Source organism: Sphingomonas sp. Root720 (assembly GCF_001428605.1).
Classification (GTDB): Bacteria; Pseudomonadota; Alphaproteobacteria; order Sphingomonadales; family Sphingomonadaceae; genus Rhizorhabdus.
Window position 1 is genome coordinate 498,785 of record NZ_LMID01000001.1, and the last position, 25,614, is coordinate 524,398.

Consider the following 25,614-nt stretch of genomic DNA (forward strand, 5'->3'; position numbering starts at 1 on the left):
TGCGAAACACCGTGATAAGATTGACCGAACTTTTCTATAAAATTGAAAAGCCCCTGGTCGTTCCGCTTCTGCCGGCCTACGCCAACATGAAGCGAAGACATGTCAGGCGAGCGTCAGTGGCAATTCGGTGGTCGACTTGATCTCCGACAGGGCGACGATCGAATTGATCTCCTGTACGCCCGGCACCCGCGACAGCTTGTCGAAGAAGAAGCGCTCATAGGCGTCGATGTCGGCGGCGACGATACGCAGCAGGAAATCGGTCGGCCCCATGGTGACGTAGCAGTCGAGCACCTCGGGGAAGCCGCGGATCGCATCGCTGAAATCCTCCAGGTGCGAACGGCCATGGGCATTGAGCTTGACCTGCGCGAAGACCTGGGTGTTCAGCCCCACCTTGCGACGGTCGACCAGCGCCACCTGCGCCTTGATATAGCCCTCCTCGCGCAGCCGCTGGATGCGTCGCCAGCAGGGCGACGGCGACAGCCCGACCGCTTCCGAGATCTCCGCGGTCGACTGGTCGGCATTCTGCTGCAGCAGCGCCAGGATCTTGCGATCGAACGCATCGAGTTCGGCAGCCATATTTCTCCGTCCTAGAGAAATGCGAAAAATCTTATGGCAAAAGATAATCCGTACGCAAAAAATTGCCAACGGACTTCGCAGCACATCTGAGAGCACGCGCGCCTCTCGCCATGCCGAACTTGCGCTAGTGCCGCTGCGCCGCGCTGTTGCGCCATTCGCGGGGGGACATGCCGAAGCGCGAGCGGAAGGCGCGGCTGAAATGCGCGGCGTCCTTGAAGCCGACGTCGAAGCCGATCGCCGTCACCGAGACGTGCGCCATCAGCGGATCGGAGAGATCGGCCTTCGCCTGTTCGAGCCGGCGCGACCAGATCCAGTCCGACACCGTCATCGACGAGGATTCGAAGATCTTGCGGAGGTAACGCTGGGAGATGCCGTGCGCCGCCGCGATGCCCTCGCAGGTCAGGCGATGGTCGCCGAGATTGCGGTCGATGAAGGCGCACACCCGCTGGCGGATGATCGCCTGCCCTTCGTTGGGCCGCGCCTGCCCGCCGGTCTGCTCGGCCAGCGCGGTCGCCATCAGGTCGACCGCATTGGCCTGGAGCCGGCCCAGGCTGAGATCGTCGATGTCGGCAAGCTGTTCGTGGAGCTGGCGGATGAAGCTGGATGCGAGCAGGCCCACCCCCCGCTTGCCGTCGATCCGCCGCGCAGTCAGCAGATGGCTGTCGATCAGCCGCCCGGTCACCGTCTCGCGGGGGAGCCGCAGGACGACCTGCGAGAAGCTCTCGTCGAAACGCAGCTCATAGGGCCGCGTGCAGTCGTAGAGCGCGAAATCGCCCGGGGAGAGCGTCGCGACCCGACTGTCCTGGCAGATCGCGCCGGTGCCCTTGAGCTGGAGGCTCAGCAGGAAATGATCGCGGTCCGAACCGGCGATGCGGCTGCGGGTACGCCGAACCCGCTGGGCCACCGAGTCCACCATCGAGATCTGGATCGCGCCGAACGCGATATTGCGCAGCTCGCCCGAGAAGCTGTCGGACTCCCGGCTGTCGCAATCGAGCTCGACGAAGGTGTCGCAGACCAGATCGCACCAATAGGGCAATCTTTCCTTCGCGCGGACCGTGTCGGTGCTCAGCAGATGTTCGGACATGGCTGCGTCCCCCTGAGCCCTGGACCATAGAGCAGTCGAAACCCGATTGCATTCCCGATTTGCGGCCCGTGCCGCTCGCGACAAAGGCGTGGGCCCTTGGAGCAAAGACGGCGGACGCCCAACCATGGATGTTCGGGACATGGCCGGTCAGCCGCCGGCCTGGCGCGTCAAGGTTCCAGGGAGAAGATTGCATGTCGGATGGTCCGTTCAAGGTTGCCGCGGTCCAGGCCGCCCCGGCCTTCCTCGACCTCGAGGCGGGGGTGGAAAAGGCGGTCGGTCTGATCCGCGAGGCGGCATCGCAGGGGGCGAGGCTGATCGCCTTCCCCGAATGCTGGCTGCCCGGCTATCCGTGGTGGGCCTGGCTGGATTCCCCGGCCTGGGGCATGCAGTTCGTCGCCCGCCATTTCGAGAATTGCATGACCGCGGACGGCCCCCAGGCGCAGCGGCTCGCCGCCTGCGCCCGCGAGAACGACATCCGCGTGGTGATGGGCTATTCCGAGCGTGCCGCCGGCAGCCTCTACATCGCCCAGCTCATCATCGCCCCCGACGGAACGATCACCCCGCGCCGCAAGCTCAAGTCGACCCATGTCGAGCGGACGATCTTCGGCGAGGGCGACGGCAGCGACATGCGCGTCCATGCGACAGAGCTCGGCAATCTCGGCGCGCTGTGCTGCTGGGAGCATCTCAACCCGCTCAACCGCTTCGCCATGTATTCGCAGGACGAGCAGGTCCACATCGCCTCCTGGCCCAGCTTCTCGCTCTATCCGGGCAAGGCCTATGCGTTGGGGCCCGAGGTCAACCTGGCGGCGAGCCGGATGTACGCGGTCGAGGGGCAGTGCTTCGTCATCGCCTCCTGCGGGATCATCTCGCCCGAGATGATCGAGCTGATGTGCGATACCGACGCCAAGCGCGAACTGCTGGCCCCCGGCGGCGGCCACGCGATGATCTTCGCGCCCGACGGCCGGCCGCTGTGCGACCCGCTTCCGGAGGACCAGGAGGGGCTGCTCTATGCCGATATCGACCTGTCGACGATCGCCTATGCCAAGTCGGCGGCCGACCCGACCGGCCATTATTCCCGGCCCGACGTCGCCCGGCTGCTGTTCAATCCGCATCGCAGCCGGCCGGTCCAGCATTTCGGATCGCCGCAGGACGCCCCGGTCCAGCCGGTAGCGTTCGAGGAGATCGCTCCGGGCGCCGAGAAGATCATTTCCTAAACCTGGGCTTCACGGGCAGGATCATCGCAGGGAGGCACCATGGACTCGTCGATCACCCCCCACCTCGCCTGCGCCCGCTCGCGCCAGCGGCGGATCGCCGACGATTATGCCCCGCCCTATCCGGCCTGGTCGGCGCGGATCGATCCCGCCGTCGAGCGGGTGGTGATGGCGAATTACGGGGTGCAGTGGCGCAACCCGGCCGATGCCCTGCGGGCGCTGGCCCATGCCCGCGACCTCCACGCGACGCTCGACGCGACCAGCGGCGCCCGCCATGTCGATCTCGCACGCTATGTCGACGAAGCCGGCTACGACACGCTGGTGGTGCAACCCTACTGGACCGATCCGTCGGCGTTCCGCCGCTGGGAGACGCGCGACGAGGTTGCGGCACTCCGCTCGGCCGAAACCGGCCTCGGCCATTTCCGCGAGATACTGACCCCCACGGTCGATCGGCTGGAGACGCTCTACAGCACCGAGGACGAGATGGAGGGCATCGGCCGCGCGCTCGCAACGCGGAGCCCTCCGGTGCAGGAACATGCCTATTGGGGATCGGCCCGCGACCGCTTCCCGATCGCGCAGACCGACGCGCTCGCCCCGGGCGGCCAGCTAGGCTTCACGGTCGCCTCCTCGGGCCATGTCACGGTCGGCGGACATGCGAATATCGCGATCATCCGGTCGGGCCAGGACTGGGGCCCCACCTCGGGCGAGGAACGCCGCCTCTACCTGGAGGAGATCGAACCGGTGCTGCGCGCCGGCATGGACTTCCTGCGCGACCGGGGCGGCGAATGCGGCTGCTACGTCAACCGCTACATGCGGATCGTCGATCTCGACGGCACGCCGCAGGAGAAGAGCTTCGGCTGGAGCTACTGGCGCTCGCTGGCCGACATGGAAGGCTGGTCCGAGGGTCATCCCACCCACCTCGCCATCTTCGGCACCTTCATGAAGACCGTGCAGGCGCTGAACTTCGATCTGAAATTGCGCCTCTGGCACGAGGTTTACGCGGTTACGCCGGAACAGCAATATTACGACTATCGCAACTGCCACGCCGAGACCGGCTTCCTGAAGCAGCTGCCGCGCTAATATTGCGATTGACGTCATCCCGGCGAAAGCCGGGATCTCACTGCCTTTTCCAGTGCCCGATACCGGACGAAGAACGACGAGATTCCGGCTTTCGTCGGAATCACGGTTGTAGGGACGGCGCTCCCTTTTCCCTTCCCTGAACTTGTTCAGGGTCCACCAGGCCATTTGAGCAATCCCGCCGGCGATTGGCAGGAACCTCCTGGCCGTGACCCAGCTTCCCTGTGGATGCTGAAACAAGCTCAGCATGACCGGTCGAATTGGCCTCCCCACCCACGCCGCGTCGAACAACGCATCGCGCCGCCTCAAGCAAGAACCCTGCGCCCATCGGCATACACTCGGCGCCGAGCCCACGGACATTCCGCGCAGCCGGAAGCCGCCGGGCAGCGATAAACGAAAACAGGGAGACCAGAAGATGAAGCCGTTTCTGACATCGCGCGCGAGCGACCGGGCCCTCGGCCTGACGCTGGCGGGCACCGCGCTCCTGCTGTCGGCCGCTGGCCCGGCGGTGGCGCAACAGGCCGACGACAGTTCGAGCATGATCGAAGAAATCGTCGTTACTGCCCAGAAAAGAAACGAAAACATGCAGTCGACGCCGATCGCTATCTCGGCCTTCACCGGCGATGCCATCGCCCGAAAGGGGCTCTCCGACATCCAGCAGGTGTCGCGGCTGGCGCCCAACGTCTCGTTCGACTTCACCGCGCCGGTCAGCGGCGCGTCCAACGCGGCCTCGGTGTTCATCCGTGGCATCGGCCAGCAGGATTTTGCGCTGACCACCGATCCCGGCGTCGGCACCTATGTCGACGGCGTCTATGTCTCCCGATCGGTCGGCGGCGTGCTCGACGTGCTCGACATCGAGCGGATGGAAATATTGCGCGGCCCACAGGGTACGCTGTTCGGCCGCAACACCATCGGCGGCGCCATCTCGATCATCTCGAAGATGCCCGACAAGGAATTCGGCGGTTCGCTCGAAGCCTCGCTCGGCAATTATGGCCGCCGCTATCTGCGCGGGTCGGTCAGCCTGCCGCTCGGTCCGGATACGGGGGTTCGTATCTCTATTTCCTCCAAGGATAAGAATGGCTTCGTCAAGTCCGCTTACACGCCACAACAGAAGCCCTTGCTTGGCGGCACGCCGCTGACCGACCTCGGCAACGAGAACCGGCAGGCCGCGCGGATGGTGCTGACGCACGCGTTCTCCGACCGGTTGAGCGCCACCCTGTCGGGCGATTACAGCCGCCTGCGCGAGAACAACGCCGGCGATCGGCTGGCCGGGATCACCGGTACACTCGCCGACGGCCCGCTCGTCTTCGCCTACAACACCTTCGGGTCGACCCCCTCGGTCATCCCGGTGATCGGCAACGACCGCTATACGACCGCCAACTATTATACCGGCACCGACCGGACCTATGCGACCGGCCCGAACGGCAGCAGCATCGACGCCTGGGGCACCGCGCTGACCCTCGATTTCAAGGCGAGCGAACAACTCTCGATCAAGTCGATCACCGCCTATCGCAAGACCACCGGATCGTTCAACCGCGATGCCGACGGTTCGCCGCTGGTGATCACCGAAACCTCCAACTACGGCTATCGCCACCAGCAGTTCACCCAGGAACTGCAGGCGGTCGGCGACCTGGTCGACGGCGCGGTCAAATATGCCGCCGGCCTGTTCTACTTCGACGAGAAGGGCTCCGATCCGCTGATCGTCCGCCTGCCCGAGGTGGTCGGCACCATCTACCAGGATGTCGCCGAAGTCCGGAACAAGAGCTATGCCGCCTACGCCCAGGCGACCTGGATGATCGTCGACGGCCTCTCGCTGACCGGCGGCGGGCGCTACACCAAGGACAAGAAGCGCTTTCTGTCCGACCAGTATATCGTCACCGGATCGGCCTCCCCCTTCCTGTTCGGCGGGGCGCCGGCCGGCACGCTGATCCCACTGGTGCCGCGCAACTCGGTCGCCTCGCAGTCTTTCGAGAAATTCTCGCCGCGCCTCAGCGTCGACTACCGGATGGGCAATGTCCTGCTCTACGGATCCTACAGCAAGGGCTTCAAGAGCGGCGGCTTCAACCTGCGCTATGTGGCGCCGCGGCCGTCGATCCTCTCCTTTGCCCCCGAGAATGCGACCACCTTCGAAGTCGGCACCAAGATCGACGCCTTCGACCGCAAGGTCCGGCTGAACCTCGCGGCCTTCACAACCGACTATAAGGGCATCCAGGTCACCGTGTTCGAGAATCTCGGCGCGCCGGTCACGCTCAACGCGGGCGACGCACGGATCAAAGGGGTCGAGGCCGAGTTCACCGCCATCCCGCTCCCCGGCCTCGAGCTTAGCGCCAATCTCGGCTATCTCGACAGCCATTACACCGCGATCCGGGCAAATCCGGCGCTGGTCAGCACCCCCGAGCAGATCCTCAGCCTGTCGACCCGGCTGCCCAAGTCGCCCGAATGGCAGGGGACGCTCAGCGGCTCCTATACCTATACGCTGGAGAGCGACGCAAAGCTCGACGCGCGGGCCGATTTCCACTTCTCGTCACGCTACGCCAACGACGCGCTCAATTCGCGCTTCCTCAACCAGGGAGCCTATCAGACGCTCGGCCTGTCGGCGGGCTATGCCGCGCCCGACAAGCGCTGGTCGCTGCGCCTGTTCGTCGATAACGTCACCGACGAACGCTACATCGTCTCAGGCGACAGCAATTACGGGATCGGCTTCCACGAGGCCAATTACAACCGCCCCCGCGAATGGGGTGCGACGCTGGGTTTCAACTTCTGAACTGGCGAGGGGCCTTGATCCGCATGGCATGAATCAAGGCACTGTCCGTTTGACTATCGCGAGAAATCCTCCACCGCCATCCTGGCGAAAGCCGGGATGGCGGTGGAGGGAAGGAGCATATACTTCCCATTCGTTCTTCCTACGAACATCTGCTTTGAGATTATATCCCCTACCGCACGAATGACCTGCCGGATAAGAGCATTGCCAGGACAGCAGCGGACGCAGATGATCGAGCATGTCGTTGAAAATGCCGACCCCCGACCAAAACACGCTCGGCCGCCGCGCCGAGATCGTCGGGGCATTGCGCGCGATCGTCCCAGGCGAAGGGGTGATCGACGATCCCGACGAGCTTCGGCCTTATGAGAGCGACGGACTGACCGCTTATCGCCAGCCGCCGATGGTCGTCGTCCTGCCCGAGACGGTCGAACAGATCGCGGCGGTGCTGCGCTGGTGCCATGCCAACGCCGTCCGGGTCGTGCCGCGCGGCGCGGGGACCTCGCTGTCCGGCGGCGCCCTGCCGCTGGCCGACGCGGTGCTTATCGGCATGGCGCGCTTCAATCGCATCGTCGAGATCGACTATGCCGACCGGATCGCGGTGGTGCAGCCCGGCGTCACCAACCTCGCGATCACCCGGGCGGTCGAGGAGGCGGGCTTCTACTACGCCCCCGATCCGTCGAGCCAGATCGCCTGCACGATCGGCGGCAATGTCGCCGAGAATTCGGGCGGGGTGCACTGCCTGAAATATGGACTGACGACCAACAACGTCCTCGGCGTCGAACTGGTGACGATCGAGGGCGAGGTGCTGCGCCTCGGCGGCCGGTCGCTCGACCAGGCGGGGCTCGACCTGCTCGGTATCGTGGTCGGCTCCGAAGGCCTGCTCGGCATCGTCACCGAAGTCACGGTCCGCATCCTGCCACGCCCCGAAACCGCCCGCGCAGCGCTGATCGGCTTCCCCACCGTCGAGAGCGCGGGCCAATGCGTCGCCGACGTGATCGCCGCCGGCATCATCCCGGCGGGCATGGAGATGATGGACCGCCCGGCCATCCACGCGGCCGAGGCATTCGTCCAGGTCGGCTATCCGCTCGACGTCGAGGCCCTACTGATCGTCGAGATGGACGGTCCCGCCGCCGAATGCGACCATCTGGTCGAGGAAGTCGCGCGGATCGCCGATGCCAATGGTGCGGTATCGTTGCGCATATCGAACGACGATGCCGAGCGGCTGGCCTTCTGGGCGGGTCGCAAGGCCGCCTTCCCCGCCGTCGGCCGGATCGCGCGCGACTATTATTGCATGGACGGGACCATACCGCGCCGCTGCCTTCCGCACGTGCTGCGCCGCATGTCCGAACTGGCCGAACATCACGGCCTGGGCGTCGCCAACGTCTTCCACGCCGGCGACGGCAATCTCCACCCGCTGATCCTCTACGATGCGCACAAGCCCGGCGACCTCGAGCGCGCCGAGGAATTCGGCAACGACATATTGCGCCTCTGCGTCGAGGTCGGCGGCGTGCTGACCGGCGAGCATGGCGTCGGCGTCGAGAAGCGCGACCTGATGCCGGTGATGTTCAGCGAGACCGACCTCGCGCACCAGCAGCGGGTCAAATGCGCGTTCGATCCGCAATCGCTGCTCAACCCCGGCAAGGTGTTCCCGACGCTGCACCGCTGCGCCGAACTCGGCCGCATGCATGTCCATGGCGGCGCGCTGCCCTTTCCCGACCTGCCGCGGTTCTGATGATCGTCCACAGCCCCGCCACCGTCGAGGATCTGGAACAGCTCTTCACCGATGCCGCCGGCCGGGGCGGCAAGCTCGAACTGCGTGGGGGCGGCAGCAAGGCGGCGATCGGCGCGGCGCGCCCGGCCGAGATCGTCGACCTGCGCGGCTTTGCGGGGGTGGTCGACTACGACCCGCCCGAGCTGGTGTTGACGGTCCGCCCCGGCACCCCCCTGGTCGAGGTCGAACGGCTCGTCGCCGAACAGGGCCAGATGCTTGCCTTCGAACCCTTCGACCATGGCCCGCTGTTCGGCGCGAAGGCCGGTGGCGCCACGATCGGCGGTATCGTCGCGGCGGGTGTCGCGGGCAGTGGTCGGCTGACGGCGGGTGGCGCCCGCGACCATCTGCTCGGCTTCACCGCCGTATCGGGACGCGGCGAACGCTTCGTCGCCGGCGGCAAGGTCGTCAAGAACGTCACCGGCTACGACCTGCCCAAGCTGGTCGCGGGCAGCTGGGGCCGGCTCGCCGCGATCACCGAACTGACCCTGAAGGTCCTGCCCCGCCCGAAGGTCGTCCGAACCATGGCGATCGAGGGCCTGGGCGCGACGGCGGCGCAGGCGGCGATGGCCGAAGCGATGGGGAGCCCGGCCGAGATCGGCGCCGCCGCCCATCGCCCCCCGCTCGATGGCCGTCCCGCCATGACCCTCTTCCGGGTGCAGGGTTTCGCGCCTTCCGTCGAGGCACGCTGCGCCACCCTGCCCCGCCTGCTCGAACGCCATGGCCGGGCGATCGCCTTGCCCGCCGACGAGGCCGCCCCGCTCTGGTCGTCGATCGGCCAGGCCGGTGCACTGGCCGATGCCGGGACCCTGTGGCGGATCAGCCTGCCGCCCTCGGCCGCGCCCCGCCTGGTCGAGACCTTCGAACCGCTCGGTGGCCGCTGGCTGCTGGACTGGGCCGGCGGCCTGCTCTGGCTCGGCTTCGACGGCGACCCCACGCTTGTCCGGCGGATGGCGGAGATGGCGGGAGGCCATGCGATGCTGGTCCGTGCCCCGATCGATTTGCGCGACCGCATCCCGGCACAGCATCCCCGCGCATCCGGGGTGATGGCGCTCGAGGCACGGGTCCGCCGCGCCTTCGATCCCGCCGGCATCTTCGAGACCGGCCGCTTCCTGGATCATGCCGATGCGCACTGACTTCTCGCCGGAACAACTCGCCGATCCGGCGACCGCGGTGGCCGAGGCCGTGATCCGCAAATGCGTTCATTGCGGCTTCTGCACCGCGACCTGCCCGACCTATGTGCTGCTCGGCGACGAACTCGATTCCCCGCGCGGCCGCATCTACCTGATCCAGAACATGCTGGAGCGGGACGCGATACCGACACCGCAGGTCGTCAAGCATGTCGACCGCTGCCTGTCCTGCCTGTCGTGCATGACGACGTGCCCGTCGGGCGTGAACTACATGCACCTCGTCGACCATGCGCGCGCCTATATCGAGCGGCGCTACCGGCGGCCGCTGGCCGAACGGCTGATCCGCGGCTTGCTGGCGGCGGTGCTGCCCCATCCCGGTCGCTTCCGGGTGGCCCTCGCGCTCGCCCGGCTGGTCCGGCCGACCGCGCCGCTGCTCGCCCGGGTCGGATGGGCGAAGCCCCTGGCCGCGATGCTGAGGATGGCACCACGCCGCGCGACCGCATCCGCAACCCGCGAAACGCCGCGCCCCGCCGCGCCCATCGGCCGTATCGCCCTACTCCAGGGCTGCGCCGAGCCGGTGCTGAAACCCGCGATCCGAGCCGCGACGATCCGCCTGCTCGCGCGTCTCGGCTACCAGGTCGTGCTTGCCCCCGGAGAGCAATGCTGCGGCGCGCTCGTCCACCATATGGGCCGGGAGGCCGCCGCGCTCGGCGCCGCACGGCGCAACGTCGATGCGTGGAGCCGTCAGATCGACGAGGGCGGGCTCGACGCCATATTGATCACCGCATCGGGCTGCGGCACCACGATCAAGGACTATGGCTTCCTGCTGCGCGATGACCCGGCCTATGCCGCCCGCGCGGCGCGGGTCTCGGCGCTGGCGAAGGATATCAGCGAGTTCCTCGACACGCTCGACCTGCCGCCCGGCGACGGACGCGGCCTGACGGTCGCCTATCATCCGGCCTGCTCGCTCCAGCATGGCCAGGGGATCGCCGAGGCGCCTAAACGGCTGCTGGCGCATATGGGCTATCGGGTGAAGACGCCGGCCGAGGCGCATCTCTGCTGCGGATCGGCCGGGACCTACAACATCCTCCAGCCCGAACTGGCGGGGAAGCTCGGCGACCGCAAGGCCGCCGCGATCGACCGGCTCGGCGCCGATATCATCGCGACCGGCAATATCGGCTGCGCGATGCAGATCGGCGCGCGCAGCGCCACGCCGATCGCGCATATCGTCGAACTGCTCGACTGGGCGAGCGGCGGCCCCGCGCCGGGCGGGCTATCACCCGCTGCGGCGCCCGAAGAGGCCTGATCGCCGGCTCATCGCTTCGCGCGCGTCGTCTCCCGCGGGTACATCCCCGCGCGCCTCGGGTGGATCTCCCGCTTCGCTCGTCTACGGCAGCCGCCGCGAGCCGTCGCTTCTCGCTGCAGCGCGCGAGGAATCGAAGCCGGGAACCGAACACCTCGATCATCGGCGCACCCCACGGCTTGGGCTCCGATACTCTCCAGCGAGGTTCTTCGGCTGAAGGATGCGCGGATGTCCGGCCGCAGCGCCGGGCCGGCTTTTCCGTCGTCAGCCTTCCAGCGGAAGATGCCGCTGCAGGAAGGCGATCACGCCGCTGCTGAAGGGATCGTTCATGTCGCCCGCAACCATATGACCGGCGCCCGCGACATTGAAGATCTCGGTCTGGGGCACGAGGCGCAGCATGTCCGCCACGCCCTCGTCATCGACGATGTCGCTCTTGCCGCCCCGGACAAGCAGGGTCGGCAGCGTGACGTTCGGCGCCATCAGCTGGAGCGCCTCGAAGGGTCCGGGCGGTTCGGCGCGCTGGCCCATGTCGAGGATGCGCGGATCCCAGTGCCAGCGGAAGCGTCCGTCCTCGCGCAACCGCAGATTCTTGCGCAGGCCGCCGACATCCTTGGGCCGGGGGCGTTCGGGATAATAAGCGGATACGGCGTCGGCCGCTTCCTCGACCGTCGCGAAACCGTCGGGATAGGCGCGCATGAAGGCCGCGATCCGCTTAGCGCCCGCCTCGGCAGGCCTGAGGACGATATCGACCATCACCAGCGCGTCGGCGATCGGCTCCTTGCTGGTGCCGATCGCATGGAAGGCGGTCATCCCGCCCATCGACGCCCCGACCAGCGCGACCGGCCGTCCGAGCGCGGACAGCACCGCCTTGAGATCGAGCGCCTGCTCGGAGGGACGGTAGTTGCCGTCGGGCGCCCAATCGCTCTCGCCATGGCCCCGCGCGTCGAGGTTGACGACATGATAGCCCTGCGCCACCAGCCGATCCATCGTCCCGGCCCAGCTGTGGCGGGTCTGGCCGCCGCCATGCATCAGGACGACGGTCGGCGCATCCTCGGGGCCGCCGACGTCGCCGGCGAGGGTCAGGCCATGGCCGGCAAAGCGGCGCGTCTCGAACGAACTCATCCCCGAGGCCTTCCACGACGACGACGGGAAATCAACCGATAGCTCGATCGGCGGGGCCGATCACCAATAGGGTAGCGGGCCATAGGGGCCATAATATTCGAAGATGCGCTGGTCATATTGGGGAAGGCTGGCGCCGCCCAGTTCGACCAGTTCCTCGCGCCCATAATGCGGCGCGCCTTCCAGCGCGCCGCGATCGAGCGGCACGACATAGCCGTCATGCTCGACGTCATAATCGAGCATCGACCAGGGGATCGGGTGGAACTTCTCGCCGATTCCCAGGAATCCGCCGAACGACATGATCGCATAGACCACCCGGCCCGTGCCGCGCTCGATCGACAGATCGTCGACATGGCCGATCCGTTCGCCTTCCTTGCTGAACACGGGCGTGCCGTCCACGCGGCTGCCCAAAATCAGCCGATGGTTCGTTTCCACCGGCGTACCCGAAATGGCTTGGTTCATGGCGTCTCTCCTGTCCGGCCTGCGCGGCAGTGCTGTGAACTCAACTGAAGCCCGTCCGGATCGTTCCCGGACTCGGGCTCCAGACAATCATTGTCACACAAGACGTCCCCTGCGAGAAGCACGCGCGGCCATTCAGCGGGAGCAACCATGGCGGACATTCGCATCGACTCGGCCGACGGCATCGCGACCCTCCTCCTCGCTCGTCCCGACAAGAAGAACGCCATTACCGATCCGATGTACGCCGCCTTTGCCGATGCGCTGGCGGCCTTCGCGGCCGATGCGGCGGTGAAGGTTGTCGTCGTCACCGGCGAGGGACCGGACTTCTGCGCGGGCAACGACATATCGATGTTCGCGGCGGCGGCCGGCGGCGATCCCGCCGCGAGCATGATCAACGTCCGCCGCTTCCTCGATGCGATCAGCACCTTCCCAAAGCCGCTGGTCGCCGCCGTCACCGGCCGGGCGATCGGCATCGGCGCGACGATGCTGCTGCACTGCGACCTCGTCTACCTGGCCGAGGATGCCGCCCTTCTGCTGCCCTTCGTCGACCTCGGCCTGGTGCCGGAAGCGGGATCGAGCCGCCTGCTCCCGGACCGGATCGGCCACGCCCGCGCCTTCGCGCTGTTCGGCCTGGGCGAGCCGCTGACGGGCACCGACGCAGTGGCGCTGGGGATCGGCAATGCCGCGTTGCCGGCGGCCGACATCCTGCCGGCGGCGCAGGCTGCCGCCCGCAGACTGGCGGCCAAGCCCTCGGCCGCGCTCATCGCGACCAAGGCGCTGATGCGCGATGCCGATGCCGTCCGCGCCGCGATCGACCGCGACACCGCCGCCTTCGTCGAACGGCTGTCGAGCCCCGAGGCGACGGCGGCCTTCGCCGCCTTCGCGGCGCGCAAAGGCTGAGCCCTCTTCCGTCATCCCGGCCTCCGCCGGCATGGCGGGCGGTCAGCGCGGATATTGGCCGTCGTCGACCTTGATGCAGGTGCCCGTCACATGCGCCGAGGCGGCGGACGCGAGGAACAACAGGGTGCCGTCGAGATCGGCGGCATCACCCAGCCGCTTGCGGGGAAAGCCCGCCGACATGTCGCCGACCCGCTCGATCATGCCGTCCATCATCTCCGACCGGAAGGCACCAGGCGCGATCGCGTTGACGTTGATCGGATAGGCCGCCCACTCTACCGCCAGCGCCTCGGTCATCCGCACCACCGCGCTCTTGGTGGTGGCATAGAGCGACGAGCCGGCCTGCGCGCTGTGGAAAGCCGCCATCGAGGCGATGTTGACGATCCGTCCGGCGCGCTTTGCTGCGATCAGCCGCTTCGCCACTTCGCGGGCCAGGATGAACGGCGTGCGGACGTTGAGGGCGATCACACGGTCGATCAGCTCCAGCGACATGCGCGTCGCGAGCTGGGCGTCGGGGATGCCGGCATTGTTGACGAGGATAGTGACGAGGCCGAGCTTCGCCTCCGCCGCCTCGACCACGGCTTCGAGCGCGGTGCCGTCGGTGAGGTCGACCGGGATGGCCAGCGCCGTGCCGCCCGCGTCCTCGATCTCGGCGACAAGCTCGTCGAGGCGGTCGCCGCGGCGCGCCGCGACCGCGACGCTCGCGCCCGCCGCCGCCAGGATCGAGGCGAAGCGCCGCCCGAGCCCCGCCGTCGCACCCGTGACCAGCGCGACCTCGTCCGTCAGCTCCCCCATCAGGCGGCCACCAGGCGCCGGCCCGGGGTGAACGCCACCATCAGCGTCTTGAGCGCCCGTGCCTCGCTGGCGGTATATTCAGGTGTGAAGCCGACGGCGATGCTGTAGTCGCCGATCCGGCGCAGCATCGTCTTCAGGCAGGTGTCGATCATCACCCGCGCATAATGCCGGCCGATGCAGACATGTGCGCCTGAACCGAACGACATGTGGTCGCGGGCGTCCCGATCGATCAGGCAGGTGTCGGGCTCGGCGAACTTCGCCGGATCGCGATTGGCCGCCCCGTTGATGCACAGGACGACGTCGCCCGGATAGAGATTGCCGCCGTCGAGCTCGGTCTCCTTGACGACGGTCCGGCGCAGGGTCTGGATCGGCGTGGTGAAGCGCAGGAACTCCTCGATCGCCACCTCCCACGGCACCTCGCCCGACAGCAGCCGCTGCTTGTCTTCGGGGTGCTGGCCCAGGTGGAACAGCGACCCGCTCATCGCCGAGCTGGTCGAATCGAGCGCGCCGAACAGCGCGAGGATCAGGACCTGGTATATCTCCATGTCGCTGAGCCGCTTGCCGTCGAACTCCTCCTCGATCAGGCACTGGAGCAGGTCGTCCTTGCGCGGCGCCTTCCGGCGCGCGGCGGCGATCCCCATCAGATAGTCGCCGATCTCGGTATAGCGTTGCACCCAGCCCTCATGGTCGAGCAGCCGGTTGTGAACCATCCACATCAGCTTTTCCGACAGCATCGGCCGGTCCTCGTCGGGGCAACCGATGACCGGCAGGGTCGTCATCGCCAGGAAAGGCCGTGTGAACTCGTTGACCAGGTCAGCCTCGCCGCGCTCGACGAAATCGTCGATCAGCTTGTCGGCCAGGCCCTGGATGCGCGAGCGATCGGCCTCCGCCGCCTCCTGGGTGAAAAAGCGGTTGAGCGTGCGCCGCCAGCGGGTGTGGCTCGGCGGATCGAGATCCACCGGGAAGAAGCGGACGAGCTGGCTCGGCAGGCCCGCCCCCTCGCTCGAGGTGAAGGTGCGGTATTCGGAGAAGACCCGCTTCACCCCGTCATAGGTGGTCGGATAGTAGAATCCGTCCAGCGCGTCCGAATGGCCGAGCGGGCATTTGCCGCTGCGCACCTTCGCCAGGAAGCCGTAAGGATCCTGGGCGATCTTCGGATCGTGATGATTATAGTCGGCCTGGGTGAAATTCCTGTCCGGCATCCGGCGCCTCCTGGCTATCGCTGGCTCACGGGGGTCAGCACGACCAGGCCGTCCATCTCCGCGGTGACGCGAATCTGGCAGCACAGCCGGCTGCGATCGTCGACATCGACCCCGAATTCGAGCATCTCGCGCTCGTCCTCCGATGCCTCTCCCGTCACGGCCCGCCACTCTTCGGGGATGTAGACGTGGCAGGTGGCGCAGGCGAGTGCGCCGCCGCACTCGCCCTCGATCGTGGTGACGCCGCCCCGCACGGCCAGCTCCATCAGGTTGGTGCCCTCGTCGGCGTCGAGGTCGGTCCGGGTGCCGTCCTGATCGAGATAGCTGATCTTCACCATGTGCGCCGTGCCTTTAGCGGGTCTTGAAGCTGAGCGTGACACCGACGGTGCGCGGCGGCGCCAGGAACTGGATGTCGCCGAGCGCCTGTTCGGTGCGGTTGAGATAATAGTCCTTGTCGAACAGGTTGCGGACCCAGAATTGCGCGCCGATCCGCTTGTCGTCCGACGTCCAGCCGATCGACGAGTTGACCACGGTATAGCTCGGGATCGCGAGCCGGTTGGCGGCCGTCACGAACACCCGGCCGCGATAGGCGGCCGAGACGTTGACCCCGAACTCGCCGATGCTGGTGGGCACCCGATAGTCGACGGTGACGTTTCCGCTGTACTTCGGCGCGTAGATCATGCGGTTGCCGGTCGCATCGACGGGCACCTGCGGCCCCTGCAGCGGCGAAGCGGGCGTGAAGGTGGCGTTGGGAAAGTCGGTATATTTGCCGTCGAGCCAGCCGAAGCCGCTGCTGATCGTCAGGTTCGAGCTCGCCTTGAACGCCAGGTCGGCGTCGAAGCCGTGGACCCGCGCCGCCGCCGCGTTGGTGGTCAGCACCGCGCCGCCGCCGGTGATGTTGAAGACCTGGATGTCCTGGTAGTCGTAGATGAAGGCGGCGGCGTTCAGCCGGACGCGACGATCGAACAGCTGCATCTTCAGGCCCGCCTCATAGGCGTCCAGGATCTCGGGCTTGTAGCCGGGCGTGCCGGCGTTGATCATGTTGAAGCCGCCACTCTTGATGCCGCGGTTGTACGACAGATAGCCGAGCACGCCATCGCTGATTTCCTGGTCGATCGAGACGCGCCAGGTCAGCTTCTTGATGGTCTGCGATTGCGGACAGTCGGTCGTCTCCCCTGGACAGAGCGGGTTCGGCGCGTGCGGGAAGACCACGCCACCGCTTTCGGTGCGGCCGTCGGTATTCTGCTTCTCATAGGTGTAGCGCAGGCCGCCGGTAATCTTGGTCGTCTCGGTGACGGGTACGGTCGCCTGTCCGTAGATCGAGAGCGACTTGGTCTTCTGGTCGCCGAACAGCTGGATCGCAGGCAGCGGTGCCGCCGCGAGACCACCGAGATCGAGCGGGGTATAGGCGTATCTGGCGTGGAAATAAAAGCCGCCGAGCAGCCAGTCGACCTTCGACTCCTTGGGCGCGAGAAGCTGCAGCTCCTGTGAATAGCTTTCCGCGAACTGGTTGATGTCGCCCTGGACGATCGGCGTCGGCGTCGCGTCCTGGTCGAGATGGAAGTCGCCCTTGACGTGGCGGTAGCCGGTTATGCTGGCCAGGCGCGCGAAGCCCATGTCCTGGTCGATGCGCAGCGACGCGCCGTAGATGTCGTTGTCGCCGGTGTTCTTCCATTCGGTGTTGGTGCGGCGCTTGCCCGGATAGCTGGTGACGCCGTCGGCACCGATCACGCCCTGACGCAGCTGATAGTCGGTGCCGGTCGAATTGAGCCGGCTATAGTCGCCGGTCAAACGGATCTCGGTGTTCTCGCCGGGCTTGAACAGCAGCTTGGAGCGCAGGCCCAGCTGGTTGCGCTTGAAGATGTCGGCGTTGCGGTTGATGTCGCGGCCATAGCCGTCGTTGCGGTCGAAGCTGACCGCCAGATCGATCGCGGCCTTGTCGCCCAGACCGGTGGAGGCATAGCCGTTGGCCTCGACCGTGCCGTAATTGCCGCCGCCGACGCTGACGTCGAGCAACGGCGCGTCGATGTCGGGATCGCGGGTGACGATCTGGATGACGCCGCCGGTGGCGTTGCGGCCGAACAGCGTGCCCTGCGGGCCCTTCAGCACCTCGATCCGCTCGATATTGTTAAACCTGAAGATGTTGCCCGTGACCGACGGAATATAGACGCCATCGATATAGGTCGCGACCGAGGCCTCGTCGTTCGGGTTGGACTGGTTGGACCCGACGCCGCGCAGGAAGGGCGTCACCGAAACGCCGTTCTGGCTCAGGGTGAGGTTCGGCACCGCCGATTCGAGCGTGAGCGTGCTGGTGATCTGCCGCGCCGCAAGATCGCCGGCGGTAACGGCGGTGACGGCGATCGGGACGCTCTGCAGCGACTGCGACGTGCGCTGCGCGGTGACGACGATGTCCTGGAGCCCAACGTCCGGTTCGGCGGGACCGGCCTGGGCATAGGCCGGCATCGCGGTGCAGACGCCGAGAGCGGCGCCCGCCAGCAATAGTGCATGCGTCTTCATACAACCTCCCCACTTCCTGTCCGGGGCGCCCTATCGATGGACGATCCTCCGCGCGTCCGATCCATGCTCGATGAACCAGACAATGTTAGGCTTGATATCGACTCAGCGGCAGCGATGCAACGGGATAATGTGGGACGCCAGATAATCCGGTGTCCACCGAAGAAACGCAAAGGGGTAAATTTTGCGGGCGCGAAGAGGAGCGCTCCCGCGCAGCAGGAGGCCGATGAGGAAACTTGCCCGATCAATATAACGGTGTTAGGCGAAATAATCGACATGCCACCATAGGCCTGCATCATTCAGAGGACGGGATGACCACAGAGGACGCACTGCTCGACCGCGTGAAGCGCGGCCGCTTCCTGATCGGCGGAGCCTGGATCGAGCCTGGCGATCGCCGCCGTTTCGACATCGTCACGCCATCCGACGAAAGCCTGTTCGCATCGGTGCCCTGCGCGACCGCCGACGACATCGCGAAGGCCGTCGCCGCGGCGCGCGAAGCCTTCGACAACGGCCCCTGGCCCGGCCTCGCACCCGCCGAGCGCGGCGCCTTTCTCGACCGGCTCGCCGACGCGATCGACGCCAGGAGCGCGCTGTTCGCGAATATCTGGGCGCATGAAGTCGGCGGCGTCTTCGGCCATGGCGGCCATATGGTCGTGGCTTCGACGGCGGTGATCCGCGATTATGCGCGGCTCGGCCGCGAATTCCCCTTCATCGACCGGCAGACGCCGACCGCCGGCGGCGAGATCGGCATGATCGTCCATGAACCCGTCGGGGTGGTTGGTGCGATCATCCCGTGGAACGGCCCGATCCTGATGCTGGCCTCGAAGCTGGCGCCCGCGCTGGTCGCCGGCTGCACGGTGGTGGTGAAGACCTCGCCCGAGGCCCCGCTCGAAGGCGTGCTGCTGGGCGAGATCATCGACGAGCTCGGCCTGCCGCCCGGCGTGGTCAACATCCTGATGGCCGACCGCGCCGAATCCGAGCTGCTCGTCCGCAACCCCGATGTCGACAAGATAAGCTTCACCGGATCGAGCGCGGTCGGCCAGCACGTCGCCTCGATCTGCGGGGGCCGCATGGCGCGCGCGACGCTCGAACTGGGCGGCAAGTCGGCCGCCGTCGTGCTCGACGACTCGCCGCTCGACATCGTCGTGGGTGCGATCGCACCGCAGGTCGGCATGCTGGCGATGCAGTTCTGCTCGGCGCTGAGCCGGGTGATCGTGCCGCAGCATCGCCATGACGAGCTGCTCGACGGCCTCGCCGCCGCGATGCGGCAGGTGAAGGTCGGCGATCCGTTCGATGCCGCGACCCAGATGGGCCCGATGGCGATGAAGCGCCAGCTCGAGCGCGCCCGGTCCTTCATCGACAGCGGCAAGGCCGACGGCTTCACCCTCGCGACCGGCGGTGGCCGGCCAGACGGGCTCGAGCGCGGCTATTATCTCGAACCGACCCTGTTCGGCCATGTCAGCAACGACGCGAAGATCGCCCAGGAGGAGATTTTCGGCCCGGTCATCTGCGTGATTCCGGCGCGCGACGAGGAGGAGGCGATCCGCCTCGCCAACCAGAGCGACTTCGGACTGAACAGCTCGGTCTTCACCCAGGACACCGAGCGCGCCATGGCGGTCGCCCGCCGGCTGCGCGCCGGCACCGTCGGCCACAACGCCTTCCGCAGCGATTTCGGCATCGCCTTTGGCGGCTTCAAGAAATCGGGCATCGGCCGCGAGGGCGGCAGGCCGGGGCTCATGCCCTATCTGGAGACCAAGACGGTGATCATGGACCAGGCTCCGGCGGTGCTGGGCTGATGCGCAGGATCGAAGGGATGGCCATGAAGCGCCTCGTCATGGGCCTCGCAGGCGTCGCCGCGCTGGCGATCGCGGCCTCGCACGTCACCGCGCAGGTGGGCGACACCACCGCGTCGGTCAGCGCCGACGAGTGGCCCTATTATGGCCGGGACGAGAAGGAACAGCGGTTCAGCCCGCTCGACCAGATCAACCGCGCGACGGTAGCCAAGCTCGGCCTCGCCTGGAGCGCCGAGCTCGACAGTGACCGCGGCCAGGAATCGACCCCGATCATGGTCGACGGGGTGATCTATCTCAGCACCGCCTGGTCGCTGGTCTATGCCTTCGACGCGGCGACCGGCAGGGCGCTCTGGTCCTACGACCCGGAGGTGCCGCGCGAGTCGCTGGCCAGCGCCTGCTGCGACGCGGTCAATCGCGGCATCGCAGTGCATGACGGCAAGGTGTTCGTCGGCACGCTCGACGGCCGCCTCGTCGCGGTCGACGCGAAGACGGGCAAGCTCGCCTGGCAGGTCGACACCCTCGCCGGCCAGCCGAAGACGATGCGCTACACCATCACCGGCGCGGTCCGCGCGGTGAAGGACAAGGTGGTTATCGGCAACAGCGGCGCCGAGTTCGGCGTGCGCGGCTTCGTCACCGCCTATGACGGCGCCACCGGCAAGCTCGCGTGGCGCTTCTACCTGACCCCAAATCCGGAGGGGAAGCCCGACGGCGCCGCCTCGGACGACGTGCTGCTGGCCAAGGCGCAATCGACCTGGGGCGACGGCGAATGGCGCAACAGCGGCGGCGGCGGCACCGCCTGGGACGGCATCACCTACGATCCCGAAGCGAACCTGCTCTATATCGGCGCCGGCAATGGCGGGCCGTTCGACTATCAGCTCCGGTCGGGCGGCAAGGGCGACAACCTGTTCCTGTCGTCGATCGTCGCAGTCGATCCCGACACCGGCAAATATGCCTGGCATTACCAGACCACCCCGTCCGACAGCTGGGACTATACCGCCACCCAGCAGATCATGGGCGCGCGCCTCGTCATCGACGGCAAGCCCCGCGACGTGGTGATGCAGGCGCCCAAGAACGGCTATTTCTACGTCCTCGATCGCAAGACCGGCGAACTGCTGTCGGCCAAGCCCTTCGCCCCGGTCACCTGGTCGAGCGGCATCGACATGAAGACCGGCCGGCCGATCATGGCGAAGGGCGTCCATTACCAGGACGGTCCGTCGATCCAGCAGCCGGGCCCGTTCGGCGCGCATAGCTGGCAGGCGATGTCGTACAGTCCGCGCACCGGGCTGGTCTACATCCCGGTCCAGCTGACGCCCGGCGAATATGAGAAGGTACAGGATTTCCAGCACCGCCCGATCGGCCAGAATGCCGGCATCGCGATGAAGGAGTTTCCAGAGGACCAGCTCGAGCCGATCCGCAAGGCGATGACCGGCCAGTTGCTCGCCTGGGATCCCGTCGCGCAAAAGGCACGCTGGTCGGTGCCGAAGCGCTATTTCGTCAATGGCGGCACGCTGGCGACCGCCGGCGACATCGTCTTCCAGGGCGACATGGAGGGCACCCTCAGCGCCTATGACGCGACCAACGGCACCAGGCTCTGGTCGTTCGATGCGGGCACCAGCATCATCGCCCCGCCGATCAGCTACCGGATCAAGGGCCAGCAATATGTGGCGGTGCTCTCGGGCTTCGGCGGCGCGGGTGCGCTGATCGGACGTGTCGTCCCCGATAACCAGCGCCGGAACGGCCGGCTGCTCGTCTTCCGGATCGGCGGCAAGGCGAAGCTGAAGCACGAGGCGCCCGCCCCGCGCGCGCCGATCGACGTGACCGGCATCACCTCGACCGGCAATGCCGATGCTGGCATGGCCGAATATGCCCGAACCTGCTCGGTCTGCCACGGCGGCAACGCCTCGGTCGCCTACACCGCCGACCTGCGCCGCTCGGGCGCGCTCGCCGACCCCGAGGCGTGGAAGGCGATCGTGATCGACGGCGCGCTCAAGGAGATGGGCATGGTGTCCTTCGCCCAGGTCATCACTCCGCAACGCGCCGAGGACATCCGCGCCTATGTGCTGCGCCAGGCGAAGAAGGCCCAGGGAAAATAGGAGCCTGGCCATGGCCCCTCCCCTGAAGGGGGAGGGGTGAGAGCAGTCAATAGGCGATCGAGAAGCGCTTCCGGCTGTGCTTCGGCGCTTCCAGCTCGTCGACCAGCGCCATCGCAAGATCCTCGTAGGAAATCCGACTGTCGCCCGAGCCATCGCGCATCAGGTCGTCACCGCCCAGACGGAAGTGCCCGGTCCGCTCGCCCGGCACGAAATTGACCGCGGGCGACAGGAAGGTCCAGTCGATGTCGCTGCGCTTGAGGGCTTCGAGGAAATCGCGGCCACCCGCTACTTCGGGCATGAACGCCTCGGGGATCACCCCCATGTCGATCAGTTGCACGCCCGGCGACGCGAACAGGGTGCCCGCCCCGCCGACGACCAGCAGCCGGGGCACGCCAGCCCGCTTCATCGCCGTGACGATCGCATCGGCGCTGGTCGAGACGAAGCGCCCTGCCAGCATCGCCGCGTCATGGCCCCGGATCGCATCGGCCAGCGCCGCCGGATCGTTGGCGTCGGCCAGCCGCAGCGGCACGCCGGGGTCCTCGGCCGGCTGCGACCGGGCGACGCCGGTCACCGCATGCCCGCGCCGCCGAAGTTCGTCGACGAGCCGCTGGCCGACCTTGCCGGTCGCACCGATCACCGCGATCTTCATAGTCCGTCCTCCTCCTCTGCCGTTCCCGCTCAGAAACCGCCGGCACGCCCCACATTGGAGGGCAGCGCCTTGCCCATCACGCCGGCGAACCATGTGTTGACCGCAATCGCGCGCTCCAGGTCGATACCGGTCGGCACCCCCGAGCGCTCGAACAGGTATATGAGGTCCTCGGTCGCGACGTTACCGGTCGCGCCGGGCGCGAAGGGGCAGCCGCCGAGTCCGCCCAGCGAGCTGTCGAGCACGTCGGCGCCCGCCTGCCACGCCGCCCAGGCATTGGCGACGCCGGTCGCGCGGGTATCGTGGAAATGGGCGCGCAGGCGGATGTCGGCGGGCAGCAGCTCGCGCAGCCGGCCGATCAGGTCGCTCACCTGCCCCGGCACCGCGACCCCGATCGTGTCGGCCACCGCGATCTCGACCGGTGCCGCCTCGGCCAGCCGCCGGGCGATGTCGATCACCCGGTCGGCGGGGACATGCTTTTCGAACGGGCAGCCGAAGGCGACCGCGATGGTGACTTGTGCGACCAGCCCCTCGCGCTTCGCCAGCGCCAGCATCGCGATATTCTCGGCGACCGACTGGGCCGATGTCTGGCCCTGGTTCGCGGTGCCGAAGGCGTCGCTGGCGACGGTGACGCAGCCGGCCTCGTCGACGCCGCGCTTGTTGCCCTCGCGCGACTGCGCGGCGCGCTCGACGCCCTTCCGGTTGAGGCACAGGCCGATATAGCTGATGTCGTCCCGGTCGGGCAGCGCGGCGATCACCTCGGGCGTGTCGGCCATCTGCGGCACGCGCTTCGGGTTGACGAAGCTGCCCACCTCGAAGCGCCGCGCTCCGGCCTCGATCATCCGGCCGATCAGTGCGACCTTATCCGCCGTCGACACCAGCATGCTTTCATTCTGCAGGCCGTCGCGCGGGCTGACCTCCACGATCTGCAATGTCCGGTTCATGCGTCTTCCTGCTCCTCGACGACAAACCCGTCCCAGGTCGCCATATAATCGATGAAGTGCCCACCGAGCCCCTCGCGTGCCAGATGGGCGCGGGTGACGGGGAAGGGCGCGCTGAGGAAATCGGCATCCTCGCCGACCCGCCGCGCGAAATCATGATGAAGGATCGCCCCCCGGCCGATCAGGACGAAGTCTGCGCCATGGTCGATGCAGCGCCGCGCATTGGCGCCCGCCGTCAGCTTGCCCGCGACCCCCAACCGGACGCCGTGCCGATCGAGGTCGGTGAACCAGTCCATCAGCACGCGATCCTGGAAGGCGGGGTCCTCGGGCTTCTTGAACGTGTCCCAGCAGGAGATGTCGATACTGTCCACCCTGCCCTCGCGCATCAGCCGAGCGGCCAGCGCGCGGGTCTCGCCGAGGTCGACGCCATAGCGTTCGGGCGACAACCGGACGCCGATCTGGAAATCGGGCCGCGCCCGATCGCGCAGCCCTGCAATCACATCGAGCAGCGCGCGCGCCCGGTTCTCGGGCGAACCGCCATAGCGGTCGCTGCGCTGGTTGCGGCGAACATCGAGGAACTGACAGAGCAGATAGCCATGCGCACCGTGCACCTCGACCCCGTCGAAGCCGGCGCGTTCGGCGCGCAGCCCGGCCTCGATGAAATCCTCGATGGCCTGCTCGACCTCGCCGGTGGAAAGCCCGCGGACGCCGCGCGCGGGATCGTCGACCACGCCGACCGGCGCTTCGCCGATCAGGTCGCCTGCCGCGCGCATCCCCGAATGCTGGAGCTGAACCGACGACACCGCCCCCGCCGCGCGCAGGTCGCGCGCCAGCCGCTCGAGGCCGGGCAGGTGGATATCGTCATGCACGCCGAGCTGGCGGGGAAATCCCTTACCCAGCGGATGGGTGGTCGCGGCACAGGTCATCACCATGCCGAAGCCCCCCGCCGCACGCTTCACCAGCCAGCGATGCTCGTCCTCGCTGATCGTGCCGTCGTCGTTGCTCTGGAGATTGGTCAGCGGCGCCAGCGCGAGCCGGTTGGCCATCGCCGGCCCGCGGCGGAAATCAACGCGATCGGTCAGCGAAACGGTGGCGTTCACTGGATCCACCCGCCCTGAATCCACGTCCTCGGCGCGGTGGTGAGCATCGGACGATGCCCGACGACGTCGAGCGCGAAGCCCCGCAGCGCGACCAGGGTGCGCGGAGAGTTGGTGAGCAGGACCATGTCGTGGACACCCAGCGCCGACAATATCTGCGCGCCGACGCCATAGTCGCGCAACTCCTCCAGGTCGCTGCGCGCCGGGCTCTCGCCGGATTTGCCGCGGACGAAGCGGGTCAGAATGTTCGGCATCTGCTGGGTGATCATCACGATCACCCCGGCGCCCTCGCGCGCGATCTCGGCCATCGCGCTCTGGAGCAGGCCGTGGCGCTCGCCCTCCACTCCCAGCATGTCGGTGAACACGTCGACGACGTGCATCCGCACGAGGGTCGGCTTGTCGGGATCGACATGGCCCTTCACCAGCGTCAGCATCTCGCTGTCATAGGCCTTGTTGCGGAAGGTGACGGCGGTCCAGTCGCCGCCGAAGATGCTATGGAACGACGCCTCGCCCACCCGCTCCAGATTATGGTCGCGGCGCAGGCGATAGGCGATCAGGTCGCGGATCGTGCCGATCTTCAAGCCGTGGCGGCTGGCGAAGCCGACCAGGTCGTCCATCCGCGCCATCGTTCCGTCGTCCTTCATGATCTCGCAGATCACGCCCGACGGGTTGAGGCCCGCGAGCCGCGAGATGTCGACCGCCGCCTCGGTGTGGCCGGCGCGGACCAGCACGCCGCCGTCGCGCGCGATCAGCGGGAAGACATGGCCCGGCGTGACGATCGCGCCGGGGCCGTGCGACGAATCGATCGCGGTGGCGCTCGTCCGGGCGCGGTCGGCGGCCGAGATGCCGGTGGTCACGCCCTCGCGCGCCTCGATCGAGACGGTGAAGGCGGTCTCATAGGCCGAGCGGTTGTCGCGGCTCATCAGGTCGAGCCCGAGCTCGGCGATCCGCGCGCGGGTCATCGACAGGCAGATCAGCCCCCGCCCCTCGCGCGCCATGAAGTTGACCGCCTCGGGCGTCGCCATCTGCGCGGGGATGACGAGGTCGCCCTCATTCTCCCGGTCCTCGTCGTCGACCAGGATGAACATGCGCCCGTTGCGCGCCTCGTCGATGATCTCCTCGATCGTGGCAATGGCTGCCGCATCGGCCAT

The 25,614-nt window shown here is 67.3% G+C and carries 21 protein-coding genes; 9 read left to right on the forward strand and 12 right to left on the reverse strand.

The genetic code is table 11. The features are described 5' to 3' along the window. Positions 1 to 102: 102 nt before the first annotated feature. The gene (locus tag ASE22_RS02330) at positions 103 to 576 is read right to left on the reverse strand and encodes an Lrp/AsnC family transcriptional regulator (protein WP_056354394.1); all 474 of its coding nucleotides are present in this window, start codon (positions 574 to 576) and stop codon (positions 103 to 105) included. Between the two features lie 124 nt (positions 577 to 700). Beyond that, positions 701 to 1,660 (reverse strand): helix-turn-helix domain-containing protein, encoded by a 960-nt coding sequence (locus ASE22_RS02335; protein ID WP_056354397.1) that lies wholly within the window; start codon positions 1,658 to 1,660, stop codon positions 701 to 703. Between the two features lie 191 nt (positions 1,661 to 1,851). Between ASE22_RS02335 and ASE22_RS02340 the strand changes: the two genes are divergently transcribed. From ASE22_RS02340 to glcF, 6 genes are all read left to right on the forward strand, one after another. Beyond that, entirely contained in the window at positions 1,852 to 2,874 is a 1,023-nt protein-coding gene (locus ASE22_RS02340; RefSeq protein ID WP_056354400.1) for a carbon-nitrogen hydrolase family protein, read from the forward strand. A 39-nt stretch (positions 2,875 to 2,913) separates the two neighbouring features. Beyond that, a complete protein-coding gene (locus tag ASE22_RS02345) occupies positions 2,914 to 3,951 on the forward strand; it encodes a phenylacetaldoxime dehydratase family protein (protein WP_056354403.1) in 1,038 nt (345 codons plus the stop codon). Positions 3,952 to 4,363: 412 nt separating this feature from the next. Next, entirely contained in the window at positions 4,364 to 6,712 is a 2,349-nt protein-coding gene (locus tag ASE22_RS02350; RefSeq protein WP_056550272.1) for a TonB-dependent receptor, read from the forward strand. A gap of 247 nt (positions 6,713 to 6,959) precedes the next feature. Then, positions 6,960 to 8,441: an FAD-linked oxidase C-terminal domain-containing protein gene (locus ASE22_RS02355; protein ID WP_235537512.1), complete on the forward strand. Its 1,482-nt coding sequence runs from the start codon at positions 6,960 to 6,962 to the stop codon at positions 8,439 to 8,441. Continuing rightward, the gene (locus tag ASE22_RS02360; protein ID WP_056354412.1) at positions 8,441 to 9,613 is read left to right on the forward strand and encodes an FAD-binding protein; all 1,173 of its coding nucleotides are present in this window, start codon (positions 8,441 to 8,443) and stop codon (positions 9,611 to 9,613) included. Before ASE22_RS02355 ends, ASE22_RS02360 begins: the two co-directional genes overlap by 1 nt. Then, entirely contained in the window at positions 9,603 to 10,913 is a 1,311-nt protein-coding gene (gene glcF / locus ASE22_RS02365; protein ID WP_056356238.1) for a glycolate oxidase subunit GlcF, read from the forward strand. Before ASE22_RS02360 ends, glcF begins: the two co-directional genes overlap by 11 nt. 261 nt (positions 10,914 to 11,174) lie before the next feature. On the opposite strand, the gene ASE22_RS02370 is transcribed toward glcF, so the two are convergent. Then, positions 11,175 to 12,032, reverse strand: coding sequence for an alpha/beta fold hydrolase (locus ASE22_RS02370; RefSeq protein WP_056354415.1), 858 nt, complete (start codon positions 12,030 to 12,032; stop codon positions 11,175 to 11,177). 60 nt (positions 12,033 to 12,092) lie between these two features. Beyond that, the gene (locus ASE22_RS02375) at positions 12,093 to 12,491 is read right to left on the reverse strand and encodes a PRC-barrel domain-containing protein (protein ID WP_056354417.1); all 399 of its coding nucleotides are present in this window, start codon (positions 12,489 to 12,491) and stop codon (positions 12,093 to 12,095) included. Positions 12,492 to 12,638: 147 nt separating this feature from the next. On the opposite strand from ASE22_RS02375, the gene ASE22_RS02380 reads away from it, so the two are divergent. Further along, a complete protein-coding gene (locus tag ASE22_RS02380) occupies positions 12,639 to 13,388 on the forward strand; it encodes an enoyl-CoA hydratase-related protein (protein WP_056354420.1) in 750 nt (249 codons plus the stop codon). Positions 13,389 to 13,430: 42 nt separating this feature from the next. On the opposite strand, the gene ASE22_RS02385 is transcribed toward ASE22_RS02380, so the two are convergent. Genes ASE22_RS02385 through ASE22_RS02400 form a run of 4 tightly spaced genes read right to left on the reverse strand, consistent with a single transcriptional unit; the run spans position 13,431 to position 17,896 of the window. Next, complete coding sequence (locus ASE22_RS02385; protein WP_056354423.1) at positions 13,431 to 14,180, reverse strand: SDR family NAD(P)-dependent oxidoreductase; 750 nt, start codon at positions 14,178 to 14,180, stop codon at positions 13,431 to 13,433. Then, a complete protein-coding gene (locus ASE22_RS02390; RefSeq protein WP_056354426.1) occupies positions 14,180 to 15,382 on the reverse strand; it encodes a cytochrome P450 in 1,203 nt (400 codons plus the stop codon). Before ASE22_RS02390 ends, ASE22_RS02385 begins: the two co-directional genes overlap by 1 nt. Before the next feature lie 14 nt (positions 15,383 to 15,396). After that, entirely contained in the window at positions 15,397 to 15,717 is a 321-nt protein-coding gene (locus ASE22_RS02395) for a 2Fe-2S iron-sulfur cluster-binding protein (protein ID WP_056354428.1), read from the reverse strand. Between the two features lie 13 nt (positions 15,718 to 15,730). After that, on the reverse strand, positions 15,731 to 17,896 hold the full coding sequence (locus ASE22_RS02400; RefSeq protein ID WP_056354431.1) for a TonB-dependent receptor: 2,166 nt from the start codon (positions 17,894 to 17,896) through the stop codon (positions 15,731 to 15,733). A gap of 308 nt (positions 17,897 to 18,204) precedes the next feature. Here ASE22_RS02400 and ASE22_RS02405 point away from each other — a divergent pair, with 308 nt between their 5' ends. Both ASE22_RS02405 and ASE22_RS02410 read left to right on the forward strand, forming a co-directional pair. Next, on the forward strand, positions 18,205 to 19,689 hold the full coding sequence (locus tag ASE22_RS02405) for an aldehyde dehydrogenase (protein WP_056354434.1): 1,485 nt from the start codon (positions 18,205 to 18,207) through the stop codon (positions 19,687 to 19,689). Continuing rightward, positions 19,689 to 21,779 (forward strand): PQQ-dependent dehydrogenase, methanol/ethanol family, encoded by a 2,091-nt coding sequence (locus ASE22_RS02410; RefSeq protein WP_056354437.1) that lies wholly within the window; start codon positions 19,689 to 19,691, stop codon positions 21,777 to 21,779. The genes ASE22_RS02405 and ASE22_RS02410 overlap by 1 nt, the downstream gene beginning before the upstream one ends. A gap of 46 nt (positions 21,780 to 21,825) precedes the next feature. On the opposite strand, the gene ASE22_RS02415 is transcribed toward ASE22_RS02410, so the two are convergent. Genes ASE22_RS02415 through ribB form a run of 4 tightly spaced genes read right to left on the reverse strand, consistent with a single transcriptional unit; the run spans position 21,826 to position 25,614 of the window. Further along, positions 21,826 to 22,428, reverse strand: coding sequence for an NAD(P)-dependent oxidoreductase (locus ASE22_RS02415; RefSeq protein ID WP_056354440.1), 603 nt, complete (start codon positions 22,426 to 22,428; stop codon positions 21,826 to 21,828). A gap of 29 nt (positions 22,429 to 22,457) precedes the next feature. Further along, the gene (locus ASE22_RS02420; protein WP_056354444.1) at positions 22,458 to 23,369 is read right to left on the reverse strand and encodes a hydroxymethylglutaryl-CoA lyase; all 912 of its coding nucleotides are present in this window, start codon (positions 23,367 to 23,369) and stop codon (positions 22,458 to 22,460) included. Next, complete coding sequence (locus tag ASE22_RS02425; RefSeq protein ID WP_235536085.1) at positions 23,366 to 24,466, reverse strand: NADH:flavin oxidoreductase; 1,101 nt, start codon at positions 24,464 to 24,466, stop codon at positions 23,366 to 23,368. The genes ASE22_RS02420 and ASE22_RS02425 overlap by 4 nt, the downstream gene beginning before the upstream one ends. Further along, positions 24,463 to 25,614 carry a 3,4-dihydroxy-2-butanone-4-phosphate synthase gene (gene ribB, locus ASE22_RS02430; RefSeq protein WP_056354446.1) on the reverse strand — a complete coding sequence of 384 codons (1,152 nt, stop codon included), beginning with the start codon at positions 25,612 to 25,614 and terminating at the stop codon, positions 24,463 to 24,465. Before ribB ends, ASE22_RS02425 begins: the two co-directional genes overlap by 4 nt.